17 protein-coding genes and 5 tRNA genes are annotated in these 18,617 nt (G+C 37.4%); 2 read left to right on the top strand and 20 right to left on the bottom strand.

Features of this window, described 5'->3' with window-relative positions; genetic code table 11:
* The 15 genes from nusG to tamL all read right to left on the bottom strand — a co-directional run bounded on the left by nusG (position 1) and on the right by tamL (position 10,569).
* Complete coding sequence (nusG, locus tag ELS83_RS15640) at positions 1 to 549, bottom strand: transcription termination/antitermination protein NusG (protein WP_171596482.1); 549 nt, start codon at positions 547 to 549, stop codon at positions 1 to 3.
* A 19-nt stretch (positions 550 to 568) separates the two neighbouring features.
* Positions 569 to 760, bottom strand: a complete 192-nt coding sequence (gene secE / locus ELS83_RS22710) for a preprotein translocase subunit SecE (protein WP_171596481.1) — start codon at positions 758 to 760, stop codon at positions 569 to 571.
* 17 nt (positions 761 to 777) lie between these two features.
* Positions 778 to 850, bottom strand: a tRNA-Trp gene (locus ELS83_RS15630).
* Positions 851 to 902: 52 nt separating this feature from the next.
* The gene (gene tuf / locus ELS83_RS15625; RefSeq protein ID WP_171596480.1) at positions 903 to 2,090 is read right to left on the bottom strand and encodes an elongation factor Tu; all 1,188 of its coding nucleotides are present in this window, start codon (positions 2,088 to 2,090) and stop codon (positions 903 to 905) included.
* Positions 2,091 to 2,148: 58 nt separating this feature from the next.
* A tRNA-Thr gene (locus tag ELS83_RS15620) sits at positions 2,149 to 2,220 on the bottom strand.
* An 11-nt stretch (positions 2,221 to 2,231) separates the two neighbouring features.
* Positions 2,232 to 2,304 (bottom strand) — tRNA-Gly (locus ELS83_RS15615).
* A gap of 37 nt (positions 2,305 to 2,341) precedes the next feature.
* Positions 2,342 to 2,424: transfer RNA gene (locus tag ELS83_RS15610), tRNA-Tyr, on the bottom strand.
* Between the two features lie 16 nt (positions 2,425 to 2,440).
* Positions 2,441 to 2,514, bottom strand: a tRNA-Thr gene (locus ELS83_RS15605).
* Between the two features lie 105 nt (positions 2,515 to 2,619).
* A complete protein-coding gene (hpf, locus tag ELS83_RS15600; protein ID WP_171596479.1) occupies positions 2,620 to 2,916 on the bottom strand; it encodes a ribosome hibernation-promoting factor, HPF/YfiA family in 297 nt (98 codons plus the stop codon).
* A gap of 18 nt (positions 2,917 to 2,934) precedes the next feature.
* Positions 2,935 to 3,813, bottom strand: a complete 879-nt coding sequence (locus ELS83_RS15595) for a tyrosine-type recombinase/integrase (RefSeq protein WP_171596478.1) — start codon at positions 3,811 to 3,813, stop codon at positions 2,935 to 2,937.
* Between the two features lie 77 nt (positions 3,814 to 3,890).
* The gene (gene rpsU / locus ELS83_RS15590; protein WP_249414463.1) at positions 3,891 to 4,067 is read right to left on the bottom strand and encodes a 30S ribosomal protein S21; all 177 of its coding nucleotides are present in this window, start codon (positions 4,065 to 4,067) and stop codon (positions 3,891 to 3,893) included.
* A gap of 194 nt (positions 4,068 to 4,261) precedes the next feature.
* The gene (locus tag ELS83_RS15585; RefSeq protein WP_171596477.1) at positions 4,262 to 5,344 is read right to left on the bottom strand and encodes a ComEA family DNA-binding protein; all 1,083 of its coding nucleotides are present in this window, start codon (positions 5,342 to 5,344) and stop codon (positions 4,262 to 4,264) included.
* Between the two features lie 60 nt (positions 5,345 to 5,404).
* Positions 5,405 to 6,763 carry a sodium-dependent transporter gene (locus tag ELS83_RS15580; protein WP_171596476.1) on the bottom strand — a complete coding sequence of 453 codons (1,359 nt, stop codon included), beginning with the start codon at positions 6,761 to 6,763 and terminating at the stop codon, positions 5,405 to 5,407.
* Positions 6,764 to 6,921: 158 nt separating this feature from the next.
* Complete coding sequence (gene fbaA / locus ELS83_RS15575; protein ID WP_171596475.1) at positions 6,922 to 7,998, bottom strand: class II fructose-bisphosphate aldolase; 1,077 nt, start codon at positions 7,996 to 7,998, stop codon at positions 6,922 to 6,924.
* A 180-nt stretch (positions 7,999 to 8,178) separates the two neighbouring features.
* Complete coding sequence (gene tamL, locus ELS83_RS15570) at positions 8,179 to 10,569, bottom strand: translocation and assembly module lipoprotein TamL (protein WP_171596474.1); 2,391 nt, start codon at positions 10,567 to 10,569, stop codon at positions 8,179 to 8,181.
* A gap of 153 nt (positions 10,570 to 10,722) precedes the next feature.
* Here tamL and ELS83_RS15565 point away from each other — a divergent pair, with 153 nt between their 5' ends.
* On the top strand, positions 10,723 to 11,493 hold the full coding sequence (locus tag ELS83_RS15565; protein WP_171596473.1) for a TrmH family RNA methyltransferase: 771 nt from the start codon (positions 10,723 to 10,725) through the stop codon (positions 11,491 to 11,493).
* On the opposite strand, the gene ELS83_RS15560 is transcribed toward ELS83_RS15565, so the two are convergent.
* The 4 genes from ELS83_RS15560 to purL form a co-directional block, all read right to left on the bottom strand.
* The gene (locus ELS83_RS15560) at positions 11,490 to 13,061 is read right to left on the bottom strand and encodes an NAD(P)/FAD-dependent oxidoreductase (RefSeq protein ID WP_171596472.1); all 1,572 of its coding nucleotides are present in this window, start codon (positions 13,059 to 13,061) and stop codon (positions 11,490 to 11,492) included. The genes ELS83_RS15565 and ELS83_RS15560 overlap by 4 nt on opposite strands.
* A 123-nt stretch (positions 13,062 to 13,184) precedes the next feature.
* Positions 13,185 to 13,889, bottom strand: a complete 705-nt coding sequence (porT, locus tag ELS83_RS15555) for a type IX secretion/gliding motility protein PorT/SprT (RefSeq protein ID WP_171596471.1) — start codon at positions 13,887 to 13,889, stop codon at positions 13,185 to 13,187.
* A gap of 42 nt (positions 13,890 to 13,931) precedes the next feature.
* Entirely contained in the window at positions 13,932 to 14,660 is a 729-nt protein-coding gene (gene ubiE / locus ELS83_RS15550; protein WP_346728159.1) for a bifunctional demethylmenaquinone methyltransferase/2-methoxy-6-polyprenyl-1,4-benzoquinol methylase UbiE, read from the bottom strand.
* Positions 14,661 to 14,838: 178 nt separating this feature from the next.
* Positions 14,839 to 16,998 carry a phosphoribosylformylglycinamidine synthase subunit PurL gene (gene purL / locus ELS83_RS15545; RefSeq protein WP_171596470.1) on the bottom strand — a complete coding sequence of 720 codons (2,160 nt, stop codon included), beginning with the start codon at positions 16,996 to 16,998 and terminating at the stop codon, positions 14,839 to 14,841.
* A gap of 156 nt (positions 16,999 to 17,154) precedes the next feature.
* Between purL and ELS83_RS15540 the strand changes: the two genes are divergently transcribed.
* Positions 17,155 to 17,913 carry an SDR family NAD(P)-dependent oxidoreductase gene (locus tag ELS83_RS15540; protein WP_171596469.1) on the top strand — a complete coding sequence of 253 codons (759 nt, stop codon included), beginning with the start codon at positions 17,155 to 17,157 and terminating at the stop codon, positions 17,911 to 17,913.
* On the opposite strand, the gene ELS83_RS15535 is transcribed toward ELS83_RS15540, so the two are convergent.
* On the bottom strand, positions 17,910 to 18,560 hold the full coding sequence (locus tag ELS83_RS15535) for an NAD(P)H-binding protein (protein WP_171596468.1): 651 nt from the start codon (positions 18,558 to 18,560) through the stop codon (positions 17,910 to 17,912). The genes ELS83_RS15540 and ELS83_RS15535 overlap by 4 nt on opposite strands.
* Positions 18,561 to 18,617 lie beyond the last annotated feature (57 nt).

The following is an 18,617-nucleotide window of genomic DNA, read 5'->3' as shown; positions in this document are numbered from 1 at the left end:
TTATTCTTTTTCTACCTGCATGAAACTTAATTCAAGAGGAGTCTTACGTCCGAAGATCTTAACCATTACTTTCAGTTTTTTCTTCTCTGCATTCACCTCTTCAATCACACCGGTAAAACCATTAAATGGTCCATCAGTCACTTTAACCATTTCGCCAACATAGTAAGGAATATTAATCTCCTCATCTTTGCCAGCCAATTCATCGACTTTACCCAATATGCGGTTCACTTCTGACATACGCATAGGAGTAGGATCGCCGCCCTTGGTATCCCCCAGGAAGCCAATCACATTCGTAATATTACGAAGGATGTGAGGAATTTCTCCAACGAGTGCTGCTTCGATCAGAACATAGCCAGGTAAGAAAATTCTTTCCTTGCTGATCTTCTTCCCGTTTCGCACCTGAAATACTTTTTCGGTAGGAATGAGAACCTGTGACACATATTCCGTTAGACCTAGATTGGAAATTTCGCTATCAATATATTCTTTGACCTTCTTTTCTTTTCCTCCTACAGTCCTAAGAACATACCATTTTCTTTCAATTTCAGCCATCTTTTTCTAAAAGGAATTATTAGTGTAACATATCATATATAAAATCCATCAAATTCTTGAACCCCATATCCATTACGAATATCACAAGAGCAATAATAGTGGAAGCAATCATTACTACAATTGCACTGCTTTGGAGTTCAGACCATGATGGCCAAGATACTTTTTGAACTAGTTCTTTATAAACTTCTTCAATATAGATTTTTAGTTTCATAAGGCAAATAATCTTTGCACGGGAGGAGAGACTCGAACTCCCGACACCTGGTTTTGGAGACCAGTGCTCTACCAACTGAGCTACACCCGTCTATAAGAAGATTGATCCGAATTCACGGATCAATCTTTATATTATGCACTAATTAGTCAACGATTTCAGTAATCTGACCAGCACCTACAGTTCTACCACCTTCACGGATAGCGAAACGTAGACCTAAATCACATGCTACTGGAGTAATCAACTCAACGTTAATTGTTACGTTATCACCAGGCATTACCATTTCAACTCCTTCTGGAAGAGTAATCTCACCAGTTACATCAAGAGTTCTGATGTAGAATTGAGGACGGTATTTGTTGTGGAATGGAGTGTGACGTCCACCTTCTTCTTTCTTCAATACGTAAACCTCAGCTTTAATCTTAGTGTGAGGAGTAATTGTGTTAGGGTGACAGATAACCATACCACGCTTGATAGCAGTTTTGTCAACACCTCTTAACAATAGACCTACGTTATCACCAGCTTGACCTTCGTCCAAAATCTTACGGAACATCTCAACACCAGTAATTACAGACTTCATACCTTCAGCACCAAGACCAATGATCTGAACTTCTTCACCAGTTTTTACGATACCAGTTTCGATACGACCAGTAGCTACAGTACCACGACCAGTAATAGAGAATACATCCTCAACTGGCATCAAGAAAGCCTTATCTACATCACGTGGAGGAAGTGGAATCCAAGTATCAACTGCATCCATCAACTCCATGATTTTATCTTCCCACTCAGCTTCACCGTTCAATCCACCTAGAGCAGAACCAGCGATGATAGGAGTGTTATCACCGTCGAATTCATAGAAATCCAACAATTCACGAACTTCCATTTCTACTAACTCAAGCATCTCTGCATCGTCAACCATGTCAACTTTGTTCAAGAAAACAACGATCTTAGGTACATTTACCTGACGAGCTAATAGGATGTGCTCGCGAGTTTGAGGCATAGGACCATCAGTTGCAGCACAAACCAAAATAGCACCATCCATCTGAGCAGCACCAGTTACCATGTTCTTTACGTAATCCGCGTGACCTGGACAGTCAACGTGAGCGTAGTGACGGTTAGCAGTTTGGTATTCTACGTGAGCAGTATTAATAGTAATACCTCTCTCCTTCTCCTCAGGAGCGTTATCGATAGAATCGAATGATTTCACTTCAGACAAACCTTTTTTTGCTAATACAGTTGTAATAGCGGCAGTCAAAGTAGTTTTACCGTGGTCAACGTGACCAATGGTACCAATATTTACGTGTGGTTTTGACCTGTCAAAATGTTCTTTAGCCATAACTCCAAATATTAATTAATATTAGACAACAATTAAAAACAATACTTTAAATTTCTTGAGCCATTGACGAGATTTGAACTCGTGACCTCTTCCTTACCAAGGAAGCGCTCTACCCCTGAGCTACAACGGCAAACGTATTTGAGCGGGAAACGGGACTCAAACCCGCGACCCTCAGCTTGGAAGGCTGATGCTCTATCAACTGAGCTATTCCCGCAAAAAAAGAAACAAAAATGTTTCTTTTCGTTTACCAGTGGGGAGAGCAGGATTCGAACCTACGAAGACGAAAGTCAGCGGAGTTACAGTCCGCCCCAGTTGGCCACTTTGGTATCTCCCCAGTATGTTATTTTTAGAGCCGATGGAGGGACTCGAACCCACGACCTGCTGATTACAAATCAGCTGCTCTAGCCAGCTGAGCTACATCGGCAAAAATGCAAACCATCTATTTAACAGGCATACTTTTCCCTAAAAATGGTTTGCAAATGTAAAAATATTTTAAATTTATCACAAAATAATCAGTGCTTTTTTCTAATTATTTTGCTCTTAGTTTTTCTTTGTGTTTCACTACTTGCTTTCGCAATGCATCAGCAGCCATATCTGCTGCCTCTTCAAATGTCTTACTTTGCTTTTTCGCAAATACATTTGCACCTTTAATATCAAGGTTGATTTCTACTACCTTATTTTCGGTAACATCAGACTTTTCAACCCTAAGAAAAACCTCAGCGCCAACAACATCGCTGTTGAGCTTCATTATTTTTCCAAGCTTATTTTCAATGAAATTTTCCAATTTCACATCAGCAACAAAACCGATTGATTGAATGTTAATCATATTCTAATCCTCCAAAATTTATGCTCGCGGATGAGCTTGTTTATATATATTATTTAAACGCTCAAAAGTAGTATGAGTATAAATCTGTGTTGCCGATAGGTTCGAATGCCCCAACAGTTCTTTAACCGCATTCAACTCTGCCCCATTATTTAATAGGTGAGTTGCAAAAGTGTGTCTCAGAACGTGTGGGCTTCGCTTGGTCATTGTTGTAATTTTCGCCAAATGTTTTGTAACGATTCTATACAACAACTTTTCGTAAACAGGCACCCCCTTTTTAGTTACAAAAAGAAAACCATCCAAGTTTCCAAAAGTTTTAAAGCGAAGCTCCAAATACTGATCAAGAAGCTCAACCAAACTTTCACTTACCGGAATGATTCTTTCTTTATTTCTTTTTCCTAATACTTTAACTAAAGATGACGATCTATCGAAACTGGACTCTTGAAGTTTCATCAACTCAGACAATCGCATGCCTGTCTGGTAAAACATTTCAACTACCAACCGATCCCGAACACCTTCAAACCCTTCTCCAAAATCAATTTCTCTTAACACCTGCATTGCATGCTCTGCAACAAAACCAGGCAACTTTTTCCCCTGCTTAGGCCCAACCACTCTGTCCATCGGATTCGAATCAATCACTGACTCTCTAAGCAAGTATTTAAAAAATGATTTTAAAGAGGACAATTTCCTATTTACAGTTCGTGAAGTCTTACCTTCATTCATTAAAAAAACGATCCATCTTCGCACATCTTTAAAGGTGATATCTTCAATTTGAAATTCTTCAGAACCTGAATAAAATTCAAAAAACTGTGTCAAATCACAGTCGTAAGATAAAACTGTATGTGCAGAATATCGTTTTTCGTATTGTAAATAAGACAGAAAAGATTCCTTAAAACTCATACATCCAGGATATTTATCCAACAGGATAATCCAAGATACGAAAAATTAAGATATCAAGGAATTAATCCAAAAGAAAATCAATCTTCAGCTTGTTGCATTTGCTGAACGTAGATTGCGTGTAATTTCTCTTCTCTTCTTTTAACAGATGGTTTTTTATAAACCTGTCTTCCTCTAAGCTCTTTGATTACACCAGTCTTTTCAAATTTTCTTTTGAATTTTTTTAAGGCTCTTTCAATGTTTTCGCCTTCTTTCATAGGAATAACAATCATAATTTTCTCCTTTAATATTTATGTTTTTCTAAGTGAGCCGCAAATTTATTAATTCAATCACTATAATTCAAATTTATTTTGAAAAAAGTCATGAAAATATCTCCATTCTAATATTTTAGGCCCATTTTCAGAAATATAAAGTTAAGAAAATAAGGCATGATTCTCAAGTGAGCAGCCTGCTACTCGTCTATACTTAGGTATGGTTCTACTTTTCGATAAACACTATCGCTCAGCAAATGTTTCGTCCTTAATTCCTCTATCGAGTTATATTTCCCAACCCGCTCCCTGTATTTTATAATATCGGTAGACATCCTCATACTAAGATATGGATGCTTAGCCAACACCTTAGCGGTACACCGGTTAATAAAGATTTTCTGTACCTCATTAGTTGACACACACACGCTTTGTGAAATTCTTCCATAGGTTTCTTCAGAAATTCCATATACTTCTGTAAGTTGCGCTTTATTATAGTAGCCCCCCAGCAGGTTCTTATATTTTACAATTCTGCTCGATAGCACTTTGCCAATGCCCGGTAAGCTTCTTAACAATGTAGTATCAGCCATATTTAAATCAATCATCTGATGAGTAATCATCTTTTCTTTAGATGGATGTATTTGCACATAGGGCCTAAGTTTCTCCAACAATACAGGATCAAAACCATAAATTTTGGAAAGATCATCAGCGCTTTTAAACCTGGCTCCAGTGGACAAATACTTTCTGATTCTATTTGAAATTACCGGCTTTACTCCCAAATTTTGCCAGTCTGAACTGGATATGGTATTGGGATTAAACTTGAAAAGTTTCAGATTCTCATTCGAATGTGAAGTTTTTCTTTTAACCATCCTACCATCCGAACCCCTAATCACAATATAATCTTTTAAACGATTATAGTCTTCATCGCTAATTCCATATATTTTACGAAAGTCGGATTTTGCCTTAAAAACTCCTCCGCTTTCTCTATACTTTACAATGTTATTGACTTGATATTCTTTCAATCCTAAACGAATTAAACCTTCCTTTTCAATATCATTGGGGTTAAAAGCAAACAACTCAATTTTCTTAGATTCGTTCTTCTGGTGAAGCAATGCAATAATGCTATCCACTTTTTTATTTTCATCAGCAACAATCAATTTTTCAGATTTACGTGAAAAAATTGATGGTACCACAAAAACGATTACCAGTATTATTAATAATACCAGTAACCCTCTCTTTTCCGAGGTGGAATAAGAAAAGTACTCTTTTATGTATTTTTTAATCGACATCTATAAAAAAAGCGCTACTCTTTTGAGTAACGCTTAACAATATAATAAAATAGTTGAATACTATCCAAGTCGCAGGAAACCAATTCCATTTAAAAATACAGCTGCAATAGCCAATGGAGCCAGCCATTTCACGATAAAAAAGAAAATCCTAAAGTATTTTACTTTCAAACTGTTTTCGTTTGATAATTCTTCACGTACTTTGATTTGTTTGAGTTTCCATCCTACAAATACAACAATTAATAATGCACCTAAAGGTAACAACACATTGGCAGCAGTATATTCCATGATTCCAAAAATACTCTGCCCTAAAATGCTTACTTCGGATAAATTGCTGAATGATAGGGTGGAAAAAACACCCAATACCGCAATTGAGGAAGCGCCAACTATTGTGGCCTTCTTTCTTGAAATGTTCAATTCTTCCGAAAAGTAAGCCACAACTACCTCTAGTACCGAAATGGTCGAGGTTAGGGCTGCTACCGACAGTAAAAAGAAGAACAAAATGGAGAAGAAATATCCTCCTGGCATTTCAAGGAACAGTTTTGGCAATACTTCGAACACCAGTCCTGCTCCTGAATCTGGTTGAAAGCCCAATGCAAATACTGCGGGAAATATCATAACACCAGATAAAATAGCGATCAAAGTATCGGCAACAGTAACTTGAACAGCTGTTTTCCCAAGATTATTTTGTTTCTTGATATAGGAACCGTACGTAATTAAGGCGCCCATACCTATACTTAACGAAAATGCCGCCTGACCAAGTGCTTCCAGAATTACACCTACTGATATTTTTGAGAAATCAGGCTTAAAAAGAAAGTCTAAACCTGCCGAAGATCCCGGCAATGATAAAGAACGTACACACATAGCAATAATCAGCACAAATAGAAGTGGCATAAGGATCTTAGCATATTTTTCTATTCCATTCTTTACTCCTGAAAACACGATCCATGCAGTTAATATCATAAAAATCATTTGCCACATTAATGGTCGTATGGTTCCCTGCTTAAAGGAATCAAACATGGCTTTGGTGTCACCATGAGCAAATCCATTACTGATTGCCTGGTACAAATACTCTAAAGTCCAACCCGAGATTGTGGAGTAGAAAGCAAGGATTAAAAAGGCTGCAACAACTCCCATTAATCCAACCAGGGACCACATTGAACCAGGAGCCAGTTTGCGAAAAGAACCGAAAGCATTTTGCTGGGCTTTACGACCAATAAGCAGTTCGGATAACATTACCGGCAAACCAATTGCTATAATAAATCCTAAATATATTAAAAGGAACGCACCTCCTCCATTTTCGCCTGCCACATATGGAAAACGCCAAATGTTACCAAGGCCAACTGCCGAACCAGCAGCTGCTGCTATTACACCAAATTTACTTGAGAAGGCATCGCGTCCCGGGGGATTACTAATAGACATGTGTATAATTTTAAGGTTAATGATTTACAAATTGGGCAAGTCCAAATTTGCAAAATATTAGATCTAATTCCTAAATGCTTTCGATTTTTATACTAAATACAAACAAAAAAAAGCCCGGATCAACGATCCAGGCTTTCATCAAAAATATTTTATTAAGACTAGTTGCGTCCTACAGCATTAAGATCTTCGAATGCCATAACCAAACGGTCTTTCATTGAAACCTCACCTTCACGTAACCATTTTCTTGGATCGTAGAATTTCTTATTAGGTTTGTCGTCACCATCAGGGTTACCAATCTGACCTTGTAAGTAATCGTGGTTTGAAGCTTCAAATTCGCGAATACCATTCCAGAATGCCCACTGTGTATCTGTATCGATGTTCATTTTAATTACACCGTAAGAAATTGCTTCACGAATCTCTTCCAAAGTAGAACCTGAACCACCGTGGAACACAAAGTCAACAGTGTTATCAGCAACAGCATATTTTTCAGAAATAAATTTCTGTGAGTTGTCAAGAATCTTAGGAGTCAACACAACGTTACCTGGCTTGTATACACCGTGTACATTACCAAATGAAGCTGCAATTGTAAAACGAGAAGATACTTTAGATAGTGCTTCATAAGCCAAAGCAACATCTTCCGGCTGAGTATACAATAATGAGTTATCCATATCTGTATTATCAACACCATCTTCTTCACCACCAGTACAACCTAATTCAATCTCGATAGTCATACCCATTTTGTTCATGCGTTCGAAATAGTTCACACAAGTTTCGATGTTTTCTTCCAAAGTTTCCTCTGATAAATCTAACATGTGAGAGCTGAATAATGGTTTCCCGCTTTGAGCAAAAAATTCTTCACCAGCAGTCAACAAACCGTCAATCCATGGTAATAATTTTTTGGCAGCGTGGTCAGTATGTAGGATTACTGGAATTCCGTAATGTTCAGCAATAGCGTGAACATATTTAGCACCAGCTACAGCACCAATAATTGCAGCGCTTTGTCCTTCTGAGTTCATTCCTTTACCTGCAAAGAAAGATGCACCACCGTTTGAGAACTGAATAATAATAGGTGAATTTACTTGTTTGGCAGCTTCTAATGCAGCATTAATTGAGTTAGTTCCAACTACGTTTACAGCTGGAATTGCAAAACCTTCTTCCTTAGCAACCTGAAATAATTTTTGCACATCATCACCGGTTACTACACCCGGTTTAACAACATCTAATACTCGTTTCATAATAATATAATTTATCGGATAGTTCTTATAAAATCGTCGGAAAGTCGAATTTTACCACGAAGTTAAAAAGAAATAATATATTTTGCACCGTTTTGGCTATAAGAAAATTATGCAAACGAATGCAATTGAAAATTTTTAAAGAATGTAAATAAAAAGTAGATTTTTTTGTGGAAAAATGGCTTAAAACGGATATCCGATACCAATATTGAAAGTTAGCTGATTGAATTTAAAAGGACGTTTTGCAATGATCCATCGCTCACTACTTGTTCTGGATGGATCTCTAAGTTTCAATCCCAAATCCAATCGGAAAAGAATGAAATTCAAATCAACACGTGTACCAAAACCGGTTCCCAGTGCAATCTCTTTGTAAAATCGATTAAACTGAAAGTCTGCACCTTCTCTATCGTCTTTATTAGAAATTGCCCAGATATTTCCGGCATCAAGGAACAAAGCTCCTTCTAGTGCCCAGAACAATTTAAATCGATACTCCAGATTGGCCTCTACCTTTAAATCGGCTGTATTATTTGGGTAGGTAGCACCCTCATCGATATAAGAACCTGGTCCCAACGAACGAGCTTGCCATGCTCTGATACCATTTGCTCCACCCGAAAAGTAACTCTTCTCAAAGGGCAATACCTCAAGGTTTCCATATGGATATCCAATACCAAAGAATACACGATACACCATATTGTTTGCGCGGTTAATGTACTGGTTAAACCTATACTCTATATCTCCTTTTACATATTGCGCATATCGAATTCCTAAAAAGTCATGGTAAGTTCCTTCCAGGTTTCCATCCGAGTCAAAATCATTTCTTTTCGATCTTCCCAAAATGTTGTCAATAGCCTTTAAGGTATTCCCTGCAACCTCACCACTAAATCTAATGTAGTTGTAGCTTCTTGGAATATTAATATTCTGATCGTTATAAGTTACCGAATACCTGGTAGTAGCAATAACGTGATCGGTAAATGAATTCTGAATGTATAAATTGTCAATATCATCCAAAAAATCCTCGCTCAAATCCTTAACATCTACGAAGTTCAACTCGATTAGATTTAAGGTATGACGCAAGTATTTTGAAGACTTCCAGAAATAACCAAAACTTGCATCGGCAATGGTTCTTGTATAATCAGGACGTTTTTGGAAATTATAGGAAAGCGAGAAGACTGTTCTTGGATTGTATGATTTCCTGAATTTTTCCGCATCGAAGAATGGCAACAGGAATTTCGGGATGCTCAGTTTTGAAACCACTCCATATTCCGAAGAACTGAAGTTGGTTTGCTCATCGGATTTCACATTCTCTCTTGCAGTTGAAAATTGAATGTCCAGGACCTCGGCACCTCCAAACAGGTTTTTATGCTGATAATTTAAATTTCCGGCAAAGCCAATATTCCCTGATGAGTTGGTTCCTTCCAGTTCAAAAGAATAAAACTGTAAATTATGAGGACTTAAATGGATCTCACAATTTAAGCTTCCGAATTCATTATTCTGTGCATTTGTATCTTCCTCAAATCTTACATTCAAAAATTTAAACTGATTCAGTTGCTGCAACCTGCTATACGATTGCTCCACAGAAGTCAAATTGTACAGATCACCTTTTTTAATTAGGATGGATGAAAGAATTACATCGGGTTTTATCTTTAATTTCTTTCTATAAATAAACTCAACATCTTTGTGCACCAAGGTATCCAATTCTGAAAGGTAAGTTGAGTCATTCATGAGAATCAGCTTTGGATCATACTCGGTAAAAATTTTCACCTTATTGATTCGATATTTTTTGATCGCCTTCTCGTTTAAAGGTTCTTTAAGGCCAACGAAAATATCCATTTGATGATCCTTCTTTGTACTGTCCATCATAAAATGGATGTACTCACGCGAAAAGTTGAAATACCCTTGATTCTTCAGCATTTTAAAAATCCTCATCCGCTCTTCACTCAACACATCCGAATCTACTTTTTTACCGGTTTTTACCTTCGAATCTATCTTGTCTTCATTTACATATCCACGAATTTGAGTGGAGTCAGACATTTCACCAGCTTTCTGGGATGGCGATAAAAAGTTGTATGGTAAATCATCCAGTTGATGATACAAATTTCGATATCGATATGGTTCGTTGGCCGTAATGGTATAGTACACCTTGGCCTTTTTCTTTTTATAGGCTACCGAATCTTTAATTACTGCGTTGTAGTAACCTTTTTTCTTCATGTAAAGCTGCAGCTGAGCAACCGAACGCATGGTCTGAAAATCCTCATAAATCACTGGCTCTTCTCCAATTCTTCTTAGCCATTTATTGAATCCTTTCTCCTCATTTTTCCCGGATAAATTGTACAATCCCAAATGAAAACGCCACATCCCCAGAATTTTAAGATTTGATTTCTGTTTGATGTTCTTTTTCAAATCGCTGGTAGGTACAGAACGATCATCAGTTTTAACAACTACACGATTCAGAAGGTATTCATTCTCCCCAACATACTTGGTGGTTGAGCAAGACGAAATACCAAGTAAGAGACTCAGAAAGAAAAGTAAAATCGGGAAATAATAACTACTTTTGTATTTTTGAAAAGCTTTCAAGAATAAATTGAATATTTATCGGTTTAAATTACAACAAAGATACTTATATCAATTAATAATTTGTAATGCATATGAAAAATAAGCTGTATTACATATATTCTTTTACTACGCCTATCAAAATACACTGATTTACTAACATTTAAGTCATAAGTTGTGCTGTCAAAAAATCAAATCAAACTCATTTCCAGTCTGCAAAAGAAAAAATTTAGAGATACCCACCAGCTTTTTGTTGCCGAAGGGGATAAATTGGTCATGGATTTGTTGAGTTCAGGGGTAAAAGCAGCTTTTCTGATTTATACGAAAGAGTGGCAAAATCAGTTTACTTTAGGTGATCAATACGAGATAGAGAATAAAATTGAAAGCGAGCTCAGCCAGATCAAAAAAATAAGTAGCCTTAAAACTCCAAGCCAGGTTGTAGGAGTTTTTAGAATTCCCGAACATGAAATTGATAAACAAGAAATCGAAAATTCTCTGTCTATTGTTTTGGATGATGTTCAGGATCCGGGCAACCTCGGAACCATTATTCGCATTGCAGATTGGTTTGGAATCAAGCATATTTTCTGTTCTCAAAATACGGTTGACCTATACAACCCGAAGGTTATTCAGGCGAGCATGGGAGCCATTGCACGCATCAAATTAAGTTACACTTCTTTGGATGCTTTATTTTCTGAATACCAAAAACCAGGTTTTCCTGTTTATGGAACTTTTTTAGAAGGTGAAACCATTTACAACAGTAAATTATCCAATAAGGGTTTCATTGTTATGGGAAATGAAGGCAAAGGAATTTCCGACTCCATAAAAGAAATGGTGTCTCACAAATTATTTATCCCAAATTTCCCTGCCGATCAGGATACATCCGAATCATTGAATGTATCTGTGGCCACTGCGATCATTTGTTCCGAATTCAGAAGACTTGAGTTTTAATTGTCCTGCTTCGTGAAAAACCTGTCGAAAGCTTCGGCACATTGCTCACCATCCATAGCTGCTGATACAATTCCACCTGCATATCCAGCACCTTCTCCGCAAGGAAATAATCCTTCTATTTTGCTGTGCTGATAAGTTTCCCGATCTCTTGGAATTCTAACTGGTGATGAAGTTCGGGATTCCACGCCCAAAATCACGGCTTTGTTGGTTAAAAAGCCTTTCGATTTTCTACCAAATGCTTTAAAACCTTCCTGCAGCCTGTACGAGATATGCTTGGGTAACCACTTGTGCATTTCGGAAGAAACTACGCCAGGGTGGTAAGATGTCTTTGGCAAGGATTCACTCTTTCGGCCTTCCACAAAATCTACCATTCTTTGAGCAGGAGCTGATAGGTTTTCACCTCCTTCAACAAAAGCATTTGCTTCCAGATCTTCCTGAAAATGCAAGCCTGCTAAGGGTCCATATTGCTCATACTCGCCCAAATCCTCGGTGCGAATTTCCACAGCCATTCCCGAATTGGCAAAAGCCGTATTCCTTCCAGATGCCGACATTCCATTCACCACCTGTTGATTTTGACCTGTTGCAGCTGGCACAATCACTCCACCCGGACACATACAAAATGAGTATACTCCGCGCCCCTCTACTTGTTGTACAAAACTGTAGCTTGCTGCAGGCAAATACTTGCCTCTTCCATTTGGATTATGATATTGTATCTGATCGATCAGTTCCTGTGGATGCTCAATTCGAACGCCCATCGCAAAAGATTTGGCCTCAATATCAATATCAGAATCATTTAGTTTGCGGTAAACATCTCTGGCCGAATGTCCCGTTGCAAGGATTACTGCCTCTCCTTTAAAGGTCCCATTTTTCTCGGTTTTCACACCTGTAATCTTGGCTTCTTCAACAATGTAATCGGTCACCTTACACGAGAAATGAACCTCACCACCGGCAGCAATAATACTCTTTCGGATATTCACGATCACTTTTGGCAATACATCGGTTCCAATGTGTGGATGGGCTTCGAACAAAATTTCGTCCTGTGCTCCATGAAAATGAAGAACATTTAGAATTTTCTTTAGGTTTCCTCTCTTCTTGGAACGGGTATATAATTTTCCGTCAGAAAAAGTTCCGGCTCCTCCTTCTCCAAAAGAATAGTTGGAATCGGGATCTACATTTCTGGTTCGATGCAATTGTCCTAAATCTTTCTTTCGATCCTCAACACTTTTCCCTCGCTCCAAAACAATAGGACAATAGCCTAATTCTACCAATCGAAGTGCTGCAAACAAACCTGCAGGTCCGGCACCAACAACGATTACTTTTTTCTGATCGTCAACTTTTTGATACTTGAAAATTCGTTCATTGGCTATTGGTAGTTTCTCATCAATAGCAATTCTGAATTTCATATTGATTTTGATATCTCTTCTTCGAGCATCAATTGACTTTCTCAGAATCTGAATTCCATTAATTCTTCCCTCCTTCACTTTTAGCTTTTGAGCCAAAATAGGTTTGTAGAAAGATTCATCAGAAGCTTGTTTGGGGTTCAGAACGATATCAATATCAGTTATCATGTGTTTATTTCTATTGGTAAAAGAACAAAGGTAAAAGGAAAAAACGGAAGAATCTACACACTTATGAGACCTCCTAAATCAATAAGAGAAAGTATGCTTGATTTGGTTTTTTACAGATTGAAATTATTCAAAGTGGAAAGACAAGGTGATCACCTTAGAATTCATGCCACGAATGGCGTCGGTGTATGCCTCATAACCCGGATTTTCGATATCATATTTATGATTTAAAATATCGCGAAGTCCAACAGCAAATTTTAATTCTGTGGCCAACTTGAAATAAGGCAAATAAAAGTCGATACCTGCTCCCAACTCTAAATATACATCGGTTGTATTCAGTCTAATCAGCATGTTGTTATCAGGATCAAGTGCATCTTGCGATTGCACATCAATCTTATAACTGGCTCCTCCAATTAGGTACGGTCGGTAATTGTTTAATCGTTTTGCACGATACTTTACCAGTAATGGCAGATTGACCAAAACAGATTCAACCGTTACCTCATCTTCTGGCAAGTTGGAATACTTTATGGTTCTTTCTCCAAACTCCAATCCTGGTAAAAATCGCAATGACCAATTTTCATGTAATCGCAAATCGGAAACAATCCCAACCGAAAAACCTGGCGAAAACACAACTTGCTCTGCCCTGGCATCTGTTCTTCCTGAATTGTAAATGGCAAAATCCATGCTGTTTATTGCCAGAGTAAATCCAAAGTGCAACCATTTCTGATCCACTTTTTGATAATTCAGTATGCTTTCTGGTTTATATCCTCGTTGCGAAAAAGCAGATGAGAAAAAGGAAAGGCAAAGTAGTATTAATAGTATTCGTTTCAAGTTCTATCGTTTATTTTTAGTAATAACCACTAAAATATAAAATTATTGTATTGGCTTGGTTCCAATATAAATGGATGCAATTCCAAAACTCAATTTTATTTGTTTAGTATCGGTAAATCCACAGTCTTCATAAATTTTTAAAAAATCAGCTCCATCCGGGAAGGCATCGACAGATTCAGGCAAATAGGTATAAGCCGAGGCATCTTTGGATACCATTTTCCCCCAAAATGGCAGAATTCTAAAAAAGTAAAAATTGTAGATCTGTTTGATTGGAAATTTCCTTGGTTTCGAGAACTCGAGTACAACTACCTTTCCGCCTGGTCTTACTACACGATTCATTTCTGATAATCCTTTCTCAAGGTTTTCAAAATTTCGCACTCCGAAAGCTACAGTGATGGCATCGAATGTATTTTCTTCGAATTGAATATTTTCAGAATCACCTTCGAGCAATTCGATTTTATGTGACAAGTTCTTTTTGGCAATTTTTTCTCTCCCAACTGCAAGCATTTCAGTTGAGATATCGATACCAACCACCTTATCGGGATTTAGTTTTAAGTTGGCCAAAGCAAAATCTCCTGTTCCGGTAGCAATGTCCAATATCTTTTTTGGCTGTAATGGCTTTAACAATTTTACTGCCTTCTTTCTCCACAACTTATCAATACCCATTGACAAAACATGATTCAGAAAATCATATTTTTTTGCAATATTATTGAACATTAGCGCTACCTGCGCTTTTTTCCCTTTATCTAAATCTTTATATGGATTTACCACGAACTTTTATTTCTAATTAATAGCACGAAACCAATTACTGATTTTAAAACAAAATCTTAGCGGTTTCAAAAACAATGCGATCGTAACATCTCACGACCGCACAAATATAGTGAATGAAAAACAAAGAACCATTATCTGATTCTTTGTTCTCTACATTCATTGTGATATTAATAATTATCTAACCGATAATGTTATTTTTCATGTATATTTTCTTGTATTCATCAATATATCCGTAGGAAATATCATCAATTCGAAGTTCTCCTTTTGTAATATGACCTAAGGTTGAAAATGGCAGGCCACTTTCCATCATCAAATCAACAAATTCGTTTTCATTTTCCATCGAAACGGACACCACAACTCTGCCCTGTGCCTCTCCAAACAGGAAAGCATCCATTCGAACCTCGGCTGGCGAAGTAATATCAAATCCCAAACCAAGTGGCATGGCCGACTCAATTAAGTTGAAAAATAATCCGCCACGCTCAACGCTATGAGCCGAACAAATTAATTTCGATTCAATTAATTTAGCCACTGTGGCATTGATTCTTTTTTCATCTTCGATATCGAAATGTGGAATTCCCACATGGCATTTTTGGTGGTAAGAACATAAATATTCTGAGCCGGAAATATCATTACGCGATTTCCCGATCAGGAAAATCATTTCGCCTTTATTTCTAAAAATATAGGACATGTGATTTTCTTTACTTGGAAGCATTCCCATCATAGCAATAACCGGAGTTGGATTAATTGCTTTCCTTTTTCCAAGAACCGAACTTTCGTTGTAAAAACTTACATTACCTCCGGCTACCGGGGTTTCGAAGTGCGAACTTGCCTCCGAGATCCCTTTAATGGTAGCAACAAATTGAGAGTAAACATTCTCTTCTAATGGACTACCAAAATTCAAACAATCATTAATTGCTAAAGGTTTTCCTCCTGAACACACAATGCGACGTGCTGCTCGTGCAATATTAATTTGTGCTCCTACATATGGATTGTTAAAAGAATAAACCGAATTGCCAGAAACGGTAAAGCATACTGCCTTTCTGTCTTCTCCCAGGAATGCAATTTGAGCATCGGAAGGTGAGTTATCCCTGGCTTCTTCGATATTTCTTTGTAAATGTTCCTTGATGACCAGGTTTGGATTATTCACCATTTTATTAATTACTTTCCAATAATTATCTGGTTCTGGTATGGTTTCAAGGTAATCGATATCATTTTTATTATCCAGTTCGTGAAATTTTCTATCGATTTGGGGTGCGCCAAAACCCATCACCAAATCCTGGGCATTTACATCGGCAATAACTTTTGAGTTTTCGAAAAACTGTATGCTTTTATTCGAACTTAACTTCCCTACTTCTTCGCAAATCAAATCCTGATCTGCAAAAGCTTTTTTCACCATCTCCGTATTTTCCTGATTTACAACCAGCATAAAGCGTTCCTGTGTTCTAGATAAAAGAACCTCTTCAACATTCATTCCCTCCTGACCTAGAGGAATTTTGTTTAAATCAAGATCCAATCCCGTTTTGGCATGCGCACTAATTACCGCACATGAATTAATAATTCCCGCCATATCCATATTCTCAATACGAACCAAAGCATCTTTTTCATTCAGGTGCATAATTACATCGGTTAATGCATTGCCCAAATCCGGATTACCCTTTGGAATGGTGAAGCTCTCATTCTGTCCGAACACACCTTCGGATCCTGTTGGATTTCCTACAATAAAAAGTACCTGCCCAGCCTCCAGTTTTCTACCACACAAAAGTTTATCTTTAGACACCAAACCAGCTACCATCACATTCACAATGGGGTTTGTATCGTAAGAGGAGTTGTAAAATATCTCACTCCCTATATCTTCTATATACAAAACATTGGAATAATCCTTTATTCCTTTTATGATTTCATCCATCAACCATTTTGTTCTGTCCAAGGTAGACTCTCCGAAACGCAAGGAATTTAATATGATTTGTGGCTTGGCACCAAGAGAAACCACATCTCTGCAAACATCACCAACACAGGTGGCAGCTCCCTGGTAAGGATCTATACCTGAAGGATGATTATGGGTTCCCATTTTAAAGACACAACATTCACCATTTCCAAGATCGACTACTCCTGCATTTGCTTCTATAGCACCAGAAACAATATGATTCCCTTTATTGGGTAAGGATGATATCCACGATGCAGAGCTTTTATAGGATAAATTCTCTGACCACATTACAGAATAGATCTGTAACTCCAGTAAGTTAGGGTTACGACCTAAACTCTCAACAATTTTGTCGTAGGATTCTTTATTTAATCCCAGATCTTCTGCTACTTGAATTGAAACGTCTTGTCTTTCCATGGTGCACTCTTATTGGTGATGAATATTTTAAATTTAAAAAAAATAAGATAGGAACACGAATTATCACCTTAGTTTTTACCTTTACACGACAAAGAAAAGATTGATTGTAAATTACATGATCACTGACTTAACAAAACAAATATCACAAATACTAATATGAATAGAATTGCTTTTATAACAGGAGCTACAGCGGGCATTGGAGAAGCTTGTGCAAAGAAATTAGCAAATGTTGGATACGATCTTATCATTTCGGGACGACGAGAGGAGAATTTGAACAAGCTGGAAGCAGAATTATTAAAAAATTTCAATTGTAAAATATTCAAACTGGTGCTTGATGTTCGCAAGCAAGATGATGTTTTTGATCGAATCAATAAGCTTCCGGAAGAATGGAAAAAGATCGACCTTTTGGTAAATAATGCAGGTTTGGCAGTAGGAGTTACAGCCATACAGGATGGCATTATTGATGATTGGGAAAGAATGATTGACACCAATGTAAAAGGTTTACTTTATATTACCAGGGCGGTAAGTCCATTAATGATTGAACGAAAGCAAGGACATATTATTAATGTTACTTCGATTGCAGGAAAAGAAGTATATCCGGGAGGAAATGTATATTGTGCAACCAAACATGCTGTGGATGCCTTAACAAAAGGGATGAGAATTGATATGCTTCCACACAACATTAAAGTTTCATCGGTAGCGCCAGGAATGGTGGAAACCGAGTTCTCTATCGTAAGATTTAAAGGCGATACCGATAAAGCAGACCAGGTGTACAATGGATTTACCCCATTATACGCTGATGATATTGCAGATACGGTAGAGTTTGTTGCAAGTCGTCCTGCTCATGTAAACATTAACGACATTTTGATTATGCCAACTGCACAAGCTTCGGCACGTGATGTTGTTCGTGATTAGTAGGTACAGGAAATTTCTTCTGATTCGATGATCCAGCGCCCTGGAATAAACTGTTTCGATTTGATATGAATGGTTTTGGCCAGCTGATCGCCTGTAACGGCAAGAATTCGATTTAATTTACCGACAAATAAAAATTTAAAATTCCGGCTGATCCATGCTGCAAAGCTCTCAAACAGTCGGAATTCTTTTCTTCCTCCGTAAATTACCGAAGGTCGGTAAATGGTTACTGATTCAAATTCCAAGGAGTTGATAAAACACTCGGCCTCACCTTTCACTCTTTGGTAAAAGAAGTAAGATTCAGGACTTGCCCAAATTGCACTAATCAGGTGAAAGGCTTTAATTCCTTTATCATCACAAACTTTTGCAAAGCGGGTAATATACTCATAATCGATTTTTCGAAAATTTTCTTTTGACTGAGCTTTTTTAATTGTTGTTCCTATGCAACAATAAGCTAGTTCGATGTCATCCGGAATATCTTCAACACTTAAATGGTCAAAATCAACGATAATTTGCTCCAAATTTGGATGACGAATTGAAAGTTCCTTTCGCACCAAGGCATACACTTTACTATAATCCTGATCAGATAGAATTCTTTTCAACAACTTTTCACCTGTAAAACCAGATGCTCCGCTCACTAATGCTCTCATATCAAGTTTGATTTTCAAATCGTAATCACCATTTTCTATGTTAACAAGTTACATAAT

The sequence above is a fragment of the Marinifilum caeruleilacunae genome (assembly GCF_013141825.1).
In the GTDB taxonomy this organism is placed as follows: Bacteria; Bacteroidota; Bacteroidia; order Bacteroidales; family Marinifilaceae; genus Marinifilum; species Marinifilum caeruleilacunae.
This window is presented reverse-complemented; position numbering and strand designations above follow the sequence as displayed.

Excerpts from the sequence above, each read along its gene's own strand:
- nusG (WP_171596482.1), bottom strand. The coding sequence starts at position 549 with ATGGCTGAAATTGAAAGAAAATGGTATGTTCTTAGGACTGTAGGAGGA.
- secE (WP_171596481.1), bottom strand. The coding sequence starts at position 760 with ATGAAACTAAAAATCTATATTGAAGAAGTTTATAAAGAACTAGTTCAA.
- tuf (WP_171596480.1), bottom strand. The coding sequence starts at position 2,090 with ATGGCTAAAGAACATTTTGACAGGTCAAAACCACACGTAAATATTGGT.
- hpf (WP_171596479.1), bottom strand. The coding sequence starts at position 2,916 with ATGATTAACATTCAATCAATCGGTTTTGTTGCTGATGTGAAATTGGAA.
- ELS83_RS15595 (WP_171596478.1), bottom strand. The coding sequence starts at position 3,813 with ATGAGTTTTAAGGAATCTTTTCTGTCTTATTTACAATACGAAAAACGA.
- rpsU (WP_249414463.1), bottom strand. The coding sequence starts at position 4,067 with ATGAAAGAAGGCGAAAACATTGAAAGAGCCTTAAAAAAATTCAAAAGA.
- ELS83_RS15585 (WP_171596477.1), bottom strand. The coding sequence starts at position 5,344 with ATGTCGATTAAAAAATACATAAAAGAGTACTTTTCTTATTCCACCTCG.
- ELS83_RS15580 (WP_171596476.1), bottom strand. The coding sequence starts at position 6,763 with ATGTCTATTAGTAATCCCCCGGGACGCGATGCCTTCTCAAGTAAATTT.
- fbaA (WP_171596475.1), bottom strand. The coding sequence starts at position 7,998 with ATGAAACGAGTATTAGATGTTGTTAAACCGGGTGTAGTAACCGGTGAT.
- ELS83_RS15560 (WP_171596472.1), bottom strand. The coding sequence starts at position 13,061 with ATGATAACTGATATTGATATCGTTCTGAACCCCAAACAAGCTTCTGAT.
- purL (WP_171596470.1), bottom strand. The coding sequence starts at position 16,998 with ATGGAAAGACAAGACGTTTCAATTCAAGTAGCAGAAGATCTGGGATTA.
- ELS83_RS15540 (WP_171596469.1), top strand. The coding sequence starts at position 17,155 with ATGAATAGAATTGCTTTTATAACAGGAGCTACAGCGGGCATTGGAGAA.
- ELS83_RS15535 (WP_171596468.1), bottom strand. The coding sequence starts at position 18,560 with ATGAGAGCATTAGTGAGCGGAGCATCTGGTTTTACAGGTGAAAAGTTG.